Genomic DNA, 15,707 nt, shown 5'->3' with positions numbered 1-15,707 from the left:
CCACCTAGATCGTCGGTCTTTTCCTTAGGGTTACGTTAAGGCGCTGGCGCCAACGCCGGCCGATGTCAGACGTCTCGGATCTGGTACAGTCCGGCAAGCTCGATTGGTGTGTTTTGCGCGAGCGGAGCGGTGGGAGCGGGAAGGTAGCTTTGGGCGGCCCCGGCGCCTTTGCGGATGAGCACACCTGCGGAGTAAGCCACTCCTGCGATGACGACCACGCTAGCCGCAACGGGGGCCACACGAGCCGCTCGCTCCATCAGCCACCGCAGCGAGTAATTGTTGCCCAATACAAGGACATTGGAAGGGATGGGGGCGCGCCAGGGTATGTCAGGCTTCGACCCACCAAACGTGATTTGCCTCATATGATTTTCCCCCAGACTGAAGAAGTCAGCTTGGGGTCTAGAGATTACTAGAAGGTGAATGTCATGACGCTAAGCCACGCCTGAGAAGGTTTTCTTCGTTTTACGGAGCGTGGCCCGCCGAGGTCCTGCCGTTACCCGACAGCCTTAGCCGAGCGAGCCCTCCGTCTTGACGCCCAAGCGCCCCGCCAAATCCTGAATGTACTGCCATGCCACGCGGCCCGAGCGGCCGCCGCGCGTGACGGACCATTCGACAGCGCCGGCTCGCAAGGCTTCCGGCTCGATTGGCAATGCAAGGGCCTCGGAATAGCCCTCGACCATGGCGAAGAAGGTGGGCTGGTCGCAGTTGTGGAAACCGATCCAGAGGCCGAAACGGTCCGACAGGGAGACTTTCTCCTCGACCGCCTCGCCGGGATTGATCGCGGTCGAACGCTCGTTGTCGATCATGTCGCGCGGCATCAGGTGACGGCGGTTGCTCGTGGCGTAGAACAAGACGTTATCCGGCCGCCCCTCAATGCCGCCGTCGAGAACGGATTTGAGCGCTTTGTAGTCGGCATCCTCGCGTTCGAAGGAGAGATCGTCGCAGAGGATCACGCACCGCTCCGGCCTGCCGCGTAGCAGGTTCAGCAGGTCGGGGAGGGTGCGGATGTCCTCGCGATGGATTTCGATGAGCTTGAGGGTGCCGGGCGTTTCGGCATTTACGGCGGCATGGGCGGCCTTGACCAGGGACGACTTGCCCATGCCGCGGGCGCCCCACAGCATCGCGTTATTCGCGGGCAGGCCGCGAGCGAAGCGGGTCGTGTTCTCCAGCATCGCCTCCTTCTGGCGATCGACGCCACGGATAAGGTCGAGTGCGACGCGGGAGATGCGAGGCACGGGAACGAGTGCCGGCGGCCGGGGCTGCCAGACGAAGCCATCGGCCAGAGTGAGGTCCGGAGCGGCCGGAGGCGGCGGCGCCAGACGCTCCAGCGCCTGGGCGATGCGCGTCAGCAGGTCAGGCAAAGTCGTATCCATCAGGCGAGGATCCATCTGGCTTAGGAAGGGAGGCTTGACGGCCGGGGTGCGGAAACTATGGTCCCGCCCCAATCACCGCAAGCTGGACGACCGACAATGCACCTCATTTCCCCGGCCTATGCCCAGTCGCTCGGCGGCGGCATGTCGATGGCGTCGCTGACCCAGTTCGCGCCGCTCATCCTGATCTTCGGGGTGTTTTATTTCATCCTGATCCGGCCGCAGCAGCAAAAGCAGAAGGCGCTCAAGGCAAGCCTCTCCTCCATCAAGCGTGGCGACCGGGTGGTGACGGCGGGCGGTATCCTTGGCACCGTCCAGAAGACCCGCGAAGGCACCAACGAGATCGAAGTCGAGATCGCGCCGAATGTGCGGGTGACGGTGTTGCGGGAGACGATCTCCAATATCGTCAAGCCGACGGTCGCGAATGACGTGAAGCCGGCGTCGCCGCCCGCCAAGGTTTCCTGAGGCGAGTTGCTCCAAGGACGTGCTTCTAAGAGGGATGCAGCCACCGGGTCCATCTGGAAACTGGCGCTGTAATAAGGCTGACCTGATTTCCGAACGCATGATAGCGCTTCAGGTAGCTGGTGAATCCGGGCACTCGTGAAATGGCGCCATACCTCTGCTGGTTATATTTCTGCCTGAACCTTGTGTCGTCGGACGGCACGGACGGCACTGGCGGGACCGGTGTCTGGCGCACCGGTCGGCTCATGGGTTCATTCCAATCCGTGATGCTCCCGATGGTGGCCGTCTGGACATCGCTTCGAGCGGGGCGCGTCCAGTTCTCTTGAATAGCCGGGCTTGGAGATTGCGGCCTATCTTGCCAGCGTAGCCAGTCGGCCATCTCTGCCGGGCTCATCTGCAGCCCGAGAGTCTGGGATGCCTGGGTGACCTGAGCCGGCCAATTGGTTGCGAAGAGTGTGCCTGTCGCCAACGGCCCAGCGCCACTTTGCAGTCGGCTATTGTGGACCGCGTAGGGCAGGGGTGCGGGAGGCCCAATGTGAGGGCGCTCTCCAGATTTAGTAACGACCATCGCCGGAATTGGTTGGCCGGCCGGTGTTGCCGTCTGAGGAAGCGTGAAGAACTCGGAGTTTGAGTCGTCAAGTCGGACGACGACCGTCTGATAATCCGACGGCTGATGACCCGGCGTTCGACCAACCGGCGTCGCCCTAGTCGGCGCTGAAAAGGACATTAAGCCTCAACTTGCAAATGAGAATTATTCTCAACTATCGAGTTGTGTTTAACGAATTGTGAAGGCGGTGGTAGCCGACGCGGAGGCTACCTTCCGGCAACCCCCGCCACCGCTGGTTTCGCCGCGCTTAAGCCAGTTCGTTCGCCGCGAAGTCGTAATTGGCGATCTTGTCCAGCCAATTGGTCACGTAGTCCGGGCGGCGGTTGCGGAAGTCCAGGTAGTAACTGTGCTCCCAGACGTCGAGGCCGAGCAGCGCCTTGCCCTCGCCGGTGGCGAGCGGGTTGGAGCCGTTGGGCGTCTTGGTCACCTTGAGCTTGCCGTCAGCGGCGAGGATCAGCCAAGCCCAGCCCGAACCGAATTGGGTCGTCGCGGCGGTCTTGAAGGCGTCCTTGAAAGCCTGCACCGAGCCGAAATCGGCGGTGATCTTGGTTTCCAGCTTGCCGGGCAGCTTGCCGCCGGTCGGCGACATGTTCTTCCAGAACAGAACATGGTTCCAATGCTGGCCGGCATTGTTGAAAACCGGAGCCAGGTCGCTCTGGCCGTAGGAGAGCTTCACGATTTCTTCGAGGGATTTGCCCTGGAGATTGGCGTTCTTCTCGACGAAGCCGTTGAGCGCGGTGACATAGGCTTGATGGTGCTTGCCGTGGTGCAGTTCCAGCGTCTCCTGGCACATGCCGGCGCCCGCTAGCGCCGAGGTCTCGTAGGGCAGCGGGGGAAGCTCGAAAGCCATGAGGCGTTCTCCGATGTTCTTGTGACGGCGTTCTTGTGACGCAGGCCAGCGCGCAATGGAAAGGGCACGCTGCCTTGACGCCCTTACCTTATGCCCGCGTCACGACCCGTCAACCCGAGTGGCCCGCGTGCCAGGGCTCGCATCACCGCACCGGCTTGTCTGGGCGCGCGAGAAACGCCATCACGCGGCGATGCTTTCCCCGATTGGTGAAATTGTCCGTCGTCATGACCCGGACCGGTTCCTTACGGCGCTGTTTGCTCCGCCGGAGCGGCGCGAGGCGCTGCTGACGCTCTATGCCTTCAACCACGAAATCGCACGGGCACGTGAAGTCGCCAGCCAGCCGCTGCTCGCGCTGATCCGGCTGCAATGGTGGCGGGAGGTGGTGGAGGGGGAGGCGAAGCCGCATGAGGTCGCGACGCCGCTGGCCGAGGCTCTCGCCGAGGGGCGGCTCTCGCGGCCGGATTTGCTGGCGCTCATCGCCGCTCGGGAGACTGAGGTGGAGGGCGAGATCGCGACGGCGGACGCCTGGCGCGACTGGCTGTTCGCGGGCGCGGGGGGCGTTTCGGTGGCGGCTGGGCAAGCGCTGGGGGTGACGTCGCCGGAGGCGTTAGAGGGGCTGAGGCTGAGCGGGGCCGCTTATGGCGTGGCCGGATTGCTGCGGAGCCGAGGGCCGCTTGGGCGCCGGGGCTGGGCGCCTTGGCCCGCCGATCGCCTCGCGCTTGCAGGGCTGACGGCCGCGGCAGCGGCGGCGGCGCCCTTCGATCCGGCTTTGGTGCCGGTGCTTGCCGAACTTGCCGCCGAGGCGCGGGGATGGCTGCATCGGTCCCGCGATATTCGGGTGCCACGCGTTGCCGTGGCCGCGTGGCTGCCAGGCACGCTGGCGCGGCGGGACCTGCGATCGCTGAGCGTTGGGGAGCCTCGGCCGAGGGGGCTGACGGACCGCGCGGCCGTGCTCTGGGCGGGGCTGTCGTACCGGCGTTAGCAACTCGCGCCGTGTCAGTTGGTTTGCAGGTCGAGGCCGAGATCGATGATGGGGGCGCTGTGGGTTATCCAGCCGACCGAAATCAGATCTACGCCTGTCGCCGCAATGGCGCCGACGGTGGCAAGCGAGATGCGTCCCGAAGCTTCCGAGATGGCGCGGCCATTGATCATGCGGACCGCCTGACGCAGCAATTCGGGCGTCATGTTGTCGAGCAGCACGGCATCCACGCCGATTGCCAGAGCCTCAGCGAGTTGAGTGAGGGTATCGACCTCGATCTCGATTTTCACGAGATGGCCGACCGCCGCTTTCGCGCGCTCAAGCGCGGGGCGAATGCCGCCCGCCACGGCGATGTGGTTGTCCTTGATCAGGATGGCGTCGTCCAGCCCGAAGCGATGATTGCCACCGCCGCCGGCGCGCACCGCCTGTTTCTCGAGAACGCGCAGCCCCGGCGTCGTTTTTCGCGTGCAAACGATGCGCGCGTGGCCGTGGTGCCCCGCGGTGCGCATAAGCGCCGCGGTGACTGTTGCGATGCCTGAGAGGCGGCAGAGGAAGTTGAGTGCGACCCGCTCGGCCGAGAGCACGGCGCAAGCGGGTCCTCGGAGCCGTAGCACGATGTCCTCCGGAGCGACTTCCGCGCCGTCTGGCCGCTCGATGATGATGGTGATGGCGGGATCGACGAGCGCGAAGGCGAGTGTGGCGGCCTGGGTGCCGGCGATGACGCCGGCGTCACGGGCGACGATGGCACCCTCGGCCATCGCCTCGGGCGGGATGACGGCGTTGGAGGTGATGTCTCCAGCGCGCCCAAGATCCTCGAGCAGTGCGGCGCGGATCATCGGTTCCACGAGAAGGCGCGGCAGGGGCGGCGGGGTCGGCAACCCGGCGTCCTAGGTGATTGCGATCATGCGCTCGACCGCCGCGCGGGCGGAGACGGCGAGAGCGGGGTCGATCAGGATTTCCTGTGTCATCGTCTCCAAGGCATGGCGAATGCCGGGCAGCGTAATACGCTTCATATGCGGGCAAAGATTGCACGGCCGCAGGAAGGTAACGTCGGGGAATTCGAGGGCGAGGTTGTCGCTCATCGAGCATTCCGTGACGAGCGCGACGCGAGCGGGGCGGCGGGCAGCGACGAACGCCGCCATTTGCGCTGTGGAGCCAGCGCAATCCGCGGCCGCGACGACGGCTTCGGGGCATTCCGGATGGGCCATTACGACGACGTCGGGGTAGCGGGCGCGGACGCCCGCGATGTCCGCCGGAGTGAAGGTTTCGTGCACTTCGCAATGGCCGGACCAGACGATGATCTCGACCTCAGGGATTTGGTTGGCGATGTTGCGGGCGAGGTATTCATCGGGGAGCATGATGACGCGCGGTGCGCCGAGCGAGCGGATCACCGCGAGGGCATTGCCGGAGGTGCAGCAGATGTCGGATTCCGCCTTCACCGCGGCGGAGGTGTTGACATAGGTCACGATCGGGACGCCGGGATATTCGAGGCGCAGTCCGCGAACATCGGCGGCGGTGATGGAGTCGGCGAGGGAGCAGCCGGCGCGAAGATCGGAGATCAGCACACGGCGTTGCGGATTGAGCAGCTTGGCAGTCTCGGCCATGAAATGGACGCCGGCGACGAGGATGACCTCGGCCTGCACCGTTGCCGCTTGGCGGGCGAGCGCCAGGCTGTCGCCGACGATATCGGCGATGGTGCTGGTGATTTCCGGCGGCTGGTAGTTATGCGCAAGGATGACGGCGTTACGCTCGCGCTTGAGGCGGAGGATTGCCGCGATATCGCGCGCCATGATGGGCCACTCGATTGGCGTGACTTGGCCACGCAGGCGGTCATAGAGATCCGGCAGGGGAATAGGGTCCAGCCGGCCCGCAGCAGTCACGCTCATCAACCGTACCGTGTGGTGAAGTGGTGAGCGTTACAGGGCGAAGGTTAACGAGGGGCTAATGCGGAGGTGTGCTTGTCTGGGAGGGTGTGCGGGTGTCACTCAGTCTCTGAACTTACTGCGCCTCGTCAACACTTCTCCCCTCCCTTGCAGGGAGGGGAGATCACGTACTCACTGAATACGCAGCTCACTTGATGCGTGCCATGCCGCGGTTTGGGACGCGGGTTCAGACGGGGGCGAAAACGAGGGTTAAGAGGCGTTGTTCGATCCGCAGTGGGAGAAGTATTGCCCGTGGAAATGTTTCACCAACTCGGGGTCCGCCCCCACTCCCCACTGCTTACAGGCTTCTGCGCAGAAGGCCGCGTACTGTTCTTTGGACATGCAAAAGCCCGTCTTCTGTTGTGAAGCGGGGGCGTGCGGCTGTACGTAGCTTGAGGGGCCGGGAGCGACCGGATATCCTCTCGCATGATGCTGTGCACCAGACTGCGCCGATGACCCGGGACCAGGCCGCTCTCTGAACAGTTCCTCCGTAAGGGTGGGCTGATCCGGATTGAAATTTCCTGCCGAGACGTGTTGTGTTTGTTGTGTTGGATGTGAGACGGACACCGAGACCTCCTGGATTGATAGAGAAATGACTCGCGCATGCTGAGCGCTACCGCTCAGGACACTGAACGCGGTCGGCGAAGATGGGCGAAGAAATCGATACGAAATTGCACCGAATTGTTGATTGTGCGAAGCCGTTTCGTTCCGCAAAATTAGTTGGCGGAACTGTCTAAACTCTAAACGTCCACGCGTTGGTTTTGTGACGTGTCAGAGTTAGCGCCGTATCCGCGCACAGCTTTCGGCCTGCCGCTCGGCAGGCGGGCCACCAGTCTTCGGTCAGCGCCAGGATCAGGCGCGCTTGCGGGCGGCCTTGGGCTTTACCGGGATGACGGGCAGTCCCTCGAGCAGAGGCGTCAGGAAACGGCCGGTGTGGCTTGCCGGGTTTGCCGCGATGTCTTCCGGCGTGCCCTCCGCGACGATGCGGCCGCCGCCGTCGCCGCCTTCGGGACCGAGGTCGAGAATCCAATCGGCGGTTTTAATGACTTCCAGATTGTGCTCGATGACCAGGATCGTATTGCCCTGATCGACCAGCGCATGCAGGACTTCCAGTAGTTTCCGAACATCCTCGAAATGCAGTCCGGTGGTCGGCTCATCCAGGATATAGAGCGTGCGCCCGGTGGCGCGGCGGGCGAGTTCCTTGGCGAGCTTGATGCGCTGCGCCTCGCCGCCCGACAATGTCGTCGCCTGCTGGCCGAGCTTGACGTAGCCCAGACCGACGCGGTCGAGCACGGAAAGTCGCTCGAAAATGCGCGGCACGGCGGCGAAGAAGGGCAGCGCCTCCGCCACCGACATGTCGAGCACATCGGCGATCGATTTGTCGCGGAACTTCACTTCCAAAGTCTCGCGATTGTAGCGCTTGCCCTTGCAGACGTCGCAGGTGACGAAGACGTCCGGCAGGAAGTGCATTTCGATCTTGATGAGCCCGTCGCCCGAGCAAGCCTCGCAGCGGCCGCCCTTCACGTTGAAGCTGAAGCGGCCGGCTTTGTAGCCGCGCGCGCGACTATCCGGCAGCTCGGCGAACCAGTCGCGGATCGGGGCGAAGAGATCGGTATAGGTCGCGGGGTTGGAGCGCGGCGTGCGGCCGATCGGCGACTGGTCGATGTCGATGATCTTGTCGAGTTCGCCTAAGCCGTCGATGCGGGTATGCGGCGCCGGCACCTCGCCGCTGCCCATCAGCCGGCGCGAGACCGCCTTGTAGAGCGTATCGACGACGAGGGTCGATTTGCCGCCGCCCGAAACGCCGGTGATGCAGGTGAAGGCACCGAGCGGGAAGCGCGCCGTGACGTCCTTGAGGTTATTGCCCGTGGCACCGACCACGGTGAGCATGCGCGCACGATCGACCGGGCGGCGGCGCTCCGGCACCGGGATCATGTTGCGGCCAGAAAGATAGGCGCCGGTGATCGACTTCGGATTGGCCGCGACCTCGGCCGGTGTGCCCTGCGCGATGACGTAGCCGCCATTGACGCCGGCGGCCGGACCCATGTCGATCACATGATCGGCGGCGCGAATGGCGTCCTCATCATGCTCCACCACGAGCACGGTATTGCCGAGGCCGCGCAGGCGCCTGAGCGTGCCCAGCAGCCGTTCGTTGTCGCGCTGATGCAGGCCGATTGAGGGTTCGTCCAACACATAAAGCACGCCGGTCAGGCCGGAGCCGATCTGGCTCGCGAGCCGGATGCGCTGGCTCTCGCCGCCCGAGAGGGTGGTCGAGCCGCGAGCGAGGGTCAGGTAGTCGAGCCCGACATCCATCAGGAATTTCAGCCGGTCGACGATCTCGCGCAGGATGCGGCGAGCGATTTCCTGCCGCTGGGGCGTGAGTTGTTCGAGCACACCCTCGAACCAGGGAAGCGCCCGCCGGATGGCAAGTTCGGAAGCCTCAGCGATGGTCGAGCCTGCGATCTTGACCGCCAGCGCCTCGGGCTTGAGGCGAGCGCCGTTGCAGACGGCACAGGGCTTGTCGGCCTGGTAGCGGCTGAGTTCCTCGCGCAGCCAGGCACTGTCGGTTTCCTTCCAGCGGCGCGCGAGGTTTTTGAGCACGCCCTCGAAGGGTTTGTTCACGGAATAGGCGCGCACGCCGTCCTTATAGGTCAGCTCGACCGAGACATCGCCCGTACCGTAAAGGATGCCGTCTCGCGCCTTCTGGGGCAGCTCGTCCCAGGGCGTCGTCATCCGGATCTTGAAGTGCTTGGCGAGACCCTGCAGCGTCTGGTCGTAATAAGGTGTCTGGCTATGGCTCCAGGGTGCCACGGCGCCGGCGTTCAGCGGCCGCCGCTCATCTGGCACGACCAGCGCGCCGTCGAAGAAGCTTTCGAGGCCGAGGCCGTCGCAGGCCGGGCAGGCGCCGTGCGGCGAATTGAAGCTGAAGAGCCGAGGCTCGATCTCCTCGATCGAGAAGCCGCTGACCGGGCAAGCGAAGCGGGAGGAGAAGGTGATGCGCTGGCTGCCATCGGCCGCCGCATCGGGCGGCTCGGCATAGACCACGCCATCCGCGAGGCCGAGGGCGGTCTCGAAACTATCCGCCAGACGTGGCTCGATGCCGGGGCGAACGACCACGCGGTCCACCACCGCCTCGATCTCATGCTTGGTCTTGCGGTTCAGCGCGGGGACATCGCCAATTTCGTAGAGCTTGCCGTCGACCTTGACGCGGGTGAAGCCGCGGCGCTGCAACTCCGCGAGTTCCTTGCGATACTCCCCCTTGCGGTCCCGCACCACCGGGGCGAGCAGCAGCAGCCGCGTGCCCTCCGGCATGGCGGCGACTCGATCGACCATCTGGCTCACAGTCTGCGCCTCGATCGGCAAGCCGGTGGCGGGGGAATAGGGGATTCCGACTCGTGCCCAGAGCAGGCGCATGTAGTCGTGAATTTCGGTGACGGTGCCGACCGTGCTGCGCGGATTGCGGCTGGTGGTTTTCTGCTCGATTGAAATGGCGGGCGAAAGGCCCTCGATGCTGTCGACATCGGGCTTGCCCATCAGTTCGAGGAACTGGCGGGCATAGGAGGAAAGGCTTTCTACGTAGCGGCGCTGGCCCTCGGCATAGATCGTGTCGAAGGCGAGCGACGACTTGCCCGAACCAGAGAGCCCCGTGATGACCACGAGACTGTCCCGGGGAATCGAGACGTCGATGTTCTTGAGATTATGCTCCCGCGCGCCGCGCACGGTGATGAAGGAGCCGTGCCGAATGTCCGTCACGCTGAGACCGATGTTCCTGAGGTGTTCCGTCTACGACAGGCGGGTGCCGGGTGCAAACCGCCGCCATGGAAGATCGGCATTGCGTCGCCGGATTTAAAGCTCCAGAGAATACTTGCAACCCCGGGTTGAATCTGAGAACTTTAGCTCAATGCGACGGACTGGAAACTCGTTTCGATGCACGAATTAAAGTCTGGCCCATTGCAACCGCTGGTCCCAGACTGGGGCGTAAGGTATAGGCCGCGTGGCAAATACCAGCGTTCTTGTTGAGGAACCAGCCTATGGCCGGCAGCGTTAACAAAGTGACTATCGTGGGCAATCTCGGCAAGGATCCCGAGGTCCGAAACACCCAGTCCGGCATGAAGATCGTCAATCTTCGGATTGCCACTTCGGAGAGCTGGAACGACAAGGCGAGCAATGAGCGCCAGGAGCGCACTGAGTGGCATAGCGTCGTCATCATGAATGACCGCCTTGCCGATGTGGCCGAGCGCTTTCTTAAGAAGGGCAGCAAGGTCTATCTCGAGGGCAAGTTGCAAACCCGGAAATGGACCGATCAGGCTGGCCAGGAGCGCTATTCGACCGAGGTTCTGCTCGGTCGCTTCGGCGCCGAACTCGTGTTGCTCGATCGACCCGCCGAGGGCAGCGGCGCCGCACGTGGTAGCGAGCGGTCCTACGATCAGGCACCTGATCGCGCGGCACGGCCCGCGGCGGCGCGCAGTGGCGCGGGCGGCGGAGCTGGTGGCGGTGGCGGTGGCTGGGATGCCGGCCGGGGCGGCGGCGACCTTGACGACGAGATACCCTTCTGAGCGCGCCGCCCAAGAATGACCCGGCCATAGCGGACGGACGGGAGGAGACGCCGGCCAATCCGCCATTCGGCAGCATGCCACCGTTGCTCGCGCGCGCCTGGCGGCTGTCCTGCACCGGTGAGGTCGAGACCGCGCTCGCCGAAGCTCAGCGCGTGCATGACCAAGCCGCCGGCGAGAAAGATGAGTCTTTCCTGCGTGGCATGGCGGCAAGCCACATGGCTTGGTACTGCTTCATGCTCGCCTATTACGAGGAGGGCATCCTGCATGTCCTCTCGGCCCGCGACCTGTTCAAGGCGCGTGGCGACAAGCCCCGCGAATCCTGGTCGCGCTGCGTTCATGCCTGGCTGCTGATCGAGATCGGCGCGCCGAATGAGGCGCTCGACGAGGCGATGCTCGGCCTTGGACTGGCTGAGGCGTCGGGCGAGGATACCGCCATCGCTTTCGCGCTCAATGTGGTGGGTGTGGTCTTCTGGATGCTTCGGCAACTGGACCGGGCGCTGGAATTCACGGAGAGATCGGTCGAGCTGGCACGGCGTATCGGCATCGATGTCGACCTCGCCCGGTATCTCGTCAATCTGGCGGGGATCGAGGCGGAGTTCTGGCACGCCACCCACGACGATCATGGCACCACGACCCGACCCGACGAGGTGCGGCGGCGAATGGAACGCGCCGTTCTGCTCGCCAGCGAAGCACAGGAACGATCCAGCGCCGCGGGCGATGCCTGGACCGAGCGGATAAGCCTCTGCAACATCGCGGAATACGAGTTGTTTCTGGAGCGGCCGGAGAATGCGGCCGAGGCGCTGAGCAAATGGAACCGGCTCGGCGGCGGCGGCGGCGCGCGTTCGCAGATCTATTACCTCTTCGCGCTCGGTAAGCTGCAGCTTGCCACCAATGAGAGGGAGCTTGCGGTTGGGACGCTGCGCGAATGCGCGGCCACCGCCGCGGATGCCGGCGACCTCGAAATCGGCGTGCCCTGTTGCCGCTCCTTGGCTGAGGCCTATGGCGGCCTCGGCAAGTTCGAGGACGCGCTTTACTGGCATCGGGAGTTTCATGCTCGGCATGTCCGCAAGAGCACCGATACCTCGCAGATCCGGTCACGGGTGGCGGCGATCCATTACGAGACCAACCAGCTCCGCACCCGGATCGAGGCCGAGAGGTCGCGCGCCGATGGGCTGGAGCAGATGAACAAGGCGCTGGCCCAGGAGGCGAAGCTCCTCATGCATGCGAGCATGGAGGATGTGCTGACGGGGCTGCCCAATCGCCGCCGGCTCGAGCGCGCGCTGCTCGACGTGGAGTCCGAGACCAAGGTCTATGCCTGCGCGATGATGGACATCGACAGGTTCAAGCTGGTCAACGACACCTTCTCCCATTCGGTGGGCGATGACGTGCTGCGGCAGGTCGCCGCCCTGCTGCGCGACGCGACTCGCGACATCGACCAGCTCTTTCGCTATGGCGGCGAGGAGTTCGTTCTTCTGATGAACGAGACGAGCATCCTGGCGGCGTCGAAGATCTGCCGGCGGGTGCAGGATGTCATTCGCGGCTGGAACTGGTCGCTGATCCACCCCGATCTGCGGATCACGCTGAGTATCGGTGTCGCCGAGTCGGAGGAGGCCGGCAGTCCGGCTCAGGTCATGTCGATCGCCGACGAGCGGCTTTACGAGGCGAAGCATACGGGACGAGACCGTGTGGTTACTCGCGGCCGCTTCGCCGTGCTGCATTCCGGACCGACGGCGCCGTTGCTGCATTAAGGCCCGGCGTCCCATTCACCTGCGCTTTCCAGGCAGTAATGAGGATGGGTGGAGGCCGGGTGGCGGGGTGTGGTAGTTAGGGGATGTCCACGGGAGAGTAGTAGCCGGACATGTCCTTTCAGACCCTCATTGCCTATTGGCCGCTCAAGCTTGCGGTCATCGTTATTTTCCTGGGTTCGGCGATGCTGGTGCATTTCCGGGGCAAGGTGCGGCATCGGTTCAGCCGGCAGCTGACCGACCACTCGACCTTCCTCGCGCCCTATAACGCCCTGGTTTACCTGTTTTCCCGAGTGCCATCGAAGCCGTTCCTGCGCGAGGAGGACCTGCCAGGGATCGCCGCTCTCACCGCAAAATGGGAGATCATCCGGGACGAGGGCATGCGGCTCATGGATGACGGCATGGTCCGCGCGTCCGAGGGCTATAACGATCTCGGCTTCAATTCCTTCTTCCGGCGTGGCTGGAAGCGCTTTTACCTTAAGTGGTACGACTCGCCGCTGCCCTCCGCCGAGAAGCTCTGCCCCGAGACCGTGAAGGCGCTGGAGCAGGTGCCGGGTTTGCATGGAGCGATGTTCGCGATGCTGCCGCCGGGCAGCCGGCTCGTGTCCCACCGCGATCCCTTCGCCGGCAGCCTCCGCTATCATCTCGGGCTGCGTACCCCGAACAGCGACGACTGCTTTATCGAGGTGGACGGCCAGCGGCGGAGCTGGCGGGACGGGCAGGCGCTGGTCTTCGACGAGACCTTCATCCATTTCGCCGAGAACAAGACTGACATCAATCGCCTCATCCTCTTCTGCGACGTCGAGCGGCCGTTGCGCTCGCGGCTGATGACAGGGATCAATCGCTTCGTCATCCATCACCTCGTCAAGGCGACCGCGACGCAGAATATGGAGGGCGACAAGGTCGGCTTCGCCAATAAGGCCTTCGGTAGCGTCTATAAGATCAGGCTGGTCGGCAAGCGGCTGAAGAAGTGGAACCGCAAGGTCTATTACGCCTGCAAATACGCGATCGTTCTCGGCGTGCTGGTGTTGATCTTCTACTAAGCAGACGGGCCCGCCGACCTTCGACGTGACAGGCCGCTGGTGACAGCGCTCTCCGCGCGCAGGATAAGCGCAGATGCGCATCAACCGACGTTTGTTCCGCCAGCTCCGGCGTCTACCGCTGGTCTCGCCGCGACTTTGGCTGCGGCGGATCGCTTTCTGGGCGGGGGCGGTCATGGTGGCGCTGATGGCGATCGCCTTCGCCTGGCTCGCGGACGAGGCGCAAGCCACGTTTCGCTGGATGACGGGACCTCGCCCCTGGCTGGTGCTGATCCTGGCGCCGGGCGGCCTGGCGCTGGCGGTGACGCTGACTCGCAGTGTCTTTCCGGGTGCGCAGGGCAGCGGCATTCCTCAGGTGATCGCAGCGCTGCATATGACGGACCTCGCAAATATCTCGCGCGTGCTTTCGTTGCGGGTGAGTTTGGGCAAGGTTTTGCTGACGCTGATCGGACTCCTCAGCGGCGCTTCGATCGGGCGCGAGGGACCTACGGTGCAGGTGGGCGCCTCGATCATGCATGCGCTCGGGCGCGCTCTACGACTGCCCCGGCCCGAGACGCAGCGTGGCCTTATCCTGGCAGGGGGCGCGGCGGGCGTGGCGGCGGCTTTCAACACGCCGCTCGCGGGCATCGTCTTTGCGATCGAGGAACTGAGCCATAACTTCGAGGCGCGCACCAGCGGCACGGTGCTCACCGCCGTCATCATCGGTGGCATCGCGACCTTGGCGCTGTCAGGGAACTACACCTATTTTGGCGTGACCACCGTGAGCCTGCCGCTTGGCGTGGGCTGGCTGGCGGTGGTTCTTTGCGCCGCCGCCGGCGGGCTGCTGGGCGGCGGGTTCAGCCAGATTCTTATTCTCGCGCCGTTCAGCCTGCCTGGGCGGCTAGGCATGTGGGTGCGCGGCAGGCCCGTCGCCTTCGCGGCGATTTGCGGGCTGGTGATTGCCCTGGTGGGTCTGGTGTCCCATGGCGCCACTTATGGCACCGGCTATGCCCAGGCGCGCGCGCTGGTCGAAGGCAATGCTCGGCTGCCGGTGAGCTTTTTCCTGCTCAAATTCATCGCCAACGTCGCGTCCTATCTTAGCGGCATACCGGGCGGGGTCTTCGCGCCAGCGTTGTCGGTCGGCGCCGCGCTGGGGAGCTGGCTCGCGCATTTCTTCCCGGAGACACCAGCGCGAGCGATCGTGCTGCTCGGTATGGTCGCTTATTTTTCGGGCGTCGTGCAGGCGCCGATCACGGCTTTCGTCATCGTGCTGGAGATGACGGCGAACCAGCAGATGGCGATCCCGATCATGGCGACCTCAATGCTGGCTTTCGGCTTCTCGCGTCTGGTCTGCCGCAGACCGCTGTACGGCACGCTGGCGCAGCGGTTTCTGCGCGAGACAGAGGGGGCGGCGGCGCGCCTAAGGCGGGCGCCCCGCAAGCCTCAGCTTCGGCCGTAGGTGTCCTCTAGCCGCACGATGTCGTCCTCGCCGAGATAGGCGCCGGACTGGACCTCGATCAGGGTGAGGGGAATCTTGCCGGGGTTGTAGAGGCGGTGGACGCAGCCCAAGGGCAGGTAGATGCTTTCGTTCTCGCGCACCAGGACCTCCTCGTCGTTGCGGGTCACGATGGCGCTGCCGGCGACCACGACCCAGTGCTCGGCGCGGTGGAAATGCTTTTGCAGGGACAGCCGCTCGCCGGGCTTGCAGACGATACGCTTGACCTGGAAGCGATCGCCCTCGGTCAGCACCTCGTAATGGCCCCAGGGGCGGTAGCTGATGTTGTGCATGATCGCCTCGGGCCGACCCTGAGCCTTGAGGCGCTCGACGATCTTCTTCACGTCCTGAGTGCGGTCGCGGTGCATGGCGAGCACGGCGTCCTCGGTCACCACGATGACCGCGTCCTCCAAGCCCAGTACCGCCGTCAGCATGCCGTCACTGCGGACGTAGCAGCGTTTGGCGTCCTCGAGCAGCACGTCGCCGACCGCGACATTGTTCGCGGCGTCCTTTTCGCCGAGGTCCCAGAGCGCGCCCCAGCTTCCGACATCCGACCAGGCGAATTCGGCGGCGATGACGGCGGCGCGGTCGGTGTGCTCGGCGACGGCATAGTCGAGGCTGATATTCGGACAGGCGGCGAATTCGTCGCGGCCGAGGCGAATGAAGTCGAGGTCCGAGGTTCGGGCTTCGACGGCGCGGCGG

At 64.5% G+C, this 15,707-nt stretch carries 13 protein-coding genes; 6 read left to right on the top strand and 7 right to left on the bottom strand.

The window, feature by feature from the left end; translation table 11 throughout:
* Positions 1-65: 65 nt before the first annotated feature.
* Together GSQ83_RS07595 and GSQ83_RS07590 are read right to left on the bottom strand one after the other, a co-directional pair.
* Complete coding sequence (locus tag GSQ83_RS07595; protein ID WP_158802265.1) at positions 66-362, bottom strand: hypothetical protein; 297 nt, start codon at positions 360-362, stop codon at positions 66-68.
* Between the two features lie 144 nt (positions 363-506).
* A complete protein-coding gene (locus GSQ83_RS07590) occupies positions 507-1,373 on the bottom strand; it encodes an ATP-binding protein (protein ID WP_158802264.1) in 867 nt (288 codons plus the stop codon).
* Between the two features lie 96 nt (positions 1,374-1,469).
* Here GSQ83_RS07590 and yajC point away from each other — a divergent pair, with 96 nt between their 5' ends.
* Positions 1,470-1,835: a preprotein translocase subunit YajC gene (gene yajC / locus GSQ83_RS07585; RefSeq protein ID WP_158802263.1), complete on the top strand. Its 366-nt coding sequence runs from the start codon at positions 1,470-1,472 to the stop codon at positions 1,833-1,835.
* An 851-nt stretch (positions 1,836-2,686) separates the two neighbouring features.
* On the opposite strand, the gene GSQ83_RS07580 is transcribed toward yajC, so the two are convergent.
* Positions 2,687-3,289, bottom strand: a complete 603-nt coding sequence (locus tag GSQ83_RS07580) for a superoxide dismutase (protein WP_158802262.1) — start codon at positions 3,287-3,289, stop codon at positions 2,687-2,689.
* Positions 3,290-3,416: 127 nt separating this feature from the next.
* On the opposite strand from GSQ83_RS07580, the gene GSQ83_RS07575 reads away from it, so the two are divergent.
* The gene (locus tag GSQ83_RS07575; RefSeq protein ID WP_254065552.1) at positions 3,417-4,271 is read left to right on the top strand and encodes a squalene/phytoene synthase family protein; all 855 of its coding nucleotides are present in this window, start codon (positions 3,417-3,419) and stop codon (positions 4,269-4,271) included.
* A gap of 14 nt (positions 4,272-4,285) precedes the next feature.
* Here GSQ83_RS07575 and nadC read toward each other — a convergent pair whose 3' ends face one another.
* The 3 genes from nadC to uvrA form a co-directional block, all read right to left on the bottom strand.
* Positions 4,286-5,104: a carboxylating nicotinate-nucleotide diphosphorylase gene (gene nadC / locus GSQ83_RS07570; protein WP_158802417.1), complete on the bottom strand. Its 819-nt coding sequence runs from the start codon at positions 5,102-5,104 to the stop codon at positions 4,286-4,288.
* A gap of 51 nt (positions 5,105-5,155) precedes the next feature.
* Complete coding sequence (nadA, locus tag GSQ83_RS07565) at positions 5,156-6,154, bottom strand: quinolinate synthase NadA (protein WP_158802261.1); 999 nt, start codon at positions 6,152-6,154, stop codon at positions 5,156-5,158.
* A gap of 888 nt (positions 6,155-7,042) precedes the next feature.
* Positions 7,043-9,943: an excinuclease ABC subunit UvrA gene (uvrA, locus tag GSQ83_RS07560; RefSeq protein WP_254065551.1), complete on the bottom strand. Its 2,901-nt coding sequence runs from the start codon at positions 9,941-9,943 to the stop codon at positions 7,043-7,045.
* Between the two features lie 278 nt (positions 9,944-10,221).
* Here uvrA and ssb point away from each other — a divergent pair, with 278 nt between their 5' ends.
* The 4 genes from ssb to GSQ83_RS07540 all read left to right on the top strand — a co-directional run bounded on the left by ssb (position 10,222) and on the right by GSQ83_RS07540 (position 14,969).
* Positions 10,222-10,746, top strand: coding sequence for a single-stranded DNA-binding protein (gene ssb / locus GSQ83_RS07555; protein ID WP_158802260.1), 525 nt, complete (start codon positions 10,222-10,224; stop codon positions 10,744-10,746).
* A 74-nt stretch (positions 10,747-10,820) separates the two neighbouring features.
* A complete protein-coding gene (locus GSQ83_RS07550; RefSeq protein WP_158802259.1) occupies positions 10,821-12,494 on the top strand; it encodes a diguanylate cyclase in 1,674 nt (557 codons plus the stop codon).
* Between the two features lie 110 nt (positions 12,495-12,604).
* Positions 12,605-13,534 (top strand): aspartyl/asparaginyl beta-hydroxylase domain-containing protein, encoded by a 930-nt coding sequence (locus tag GSQ83_RS07545; RefSeq protein ID WP_158802258.1) that lies wholly within the window; start codon positions 12,605-12,607, stop codon positions 13,532-13,534.
* A gap of 73 nt (positions 13,535-13,607) precedes the next feature.
* Entirely contained in the window at positions 13,608-14,969 is a 1,362-nt protein-coding gene (locus GSQ83_RS07540) for a chloride channel protein (protein WP_158802257.1), read from the top strand.
* On the opposite strand, the gene GSQ83_RS30365 is transcribed toward GSQ83_RS07540, so the two are convergent.
* On the bottom strand, positions 14,954-15,707 hold a 754-nt coding region (locus GSQ83_RS30365; RefSeq protein ID WP_254065550.1), incomplete at its 5' end, for a mannose-1-phosphate guanylyltransferase/mannose-6-phosphate isomerase. The genes GSQ83_RS07540 and GSQ83_RS30365 overlap by 16 nt on opposite strands.

Origin of the sequence: Acidisoma sp. L85 (genome assembly GCF_009765865.1) — a bacterium.
GTDB lineage: Bacteria > Pseudomonadota > Alphaproteobacteria > Acetobacterales > Acetobacteraceae > Acidisoma.
Note: the sequence above shows the minus strand (reverse complement) of the source record. Positions and strands in the feature narration are given on the sequence as shown.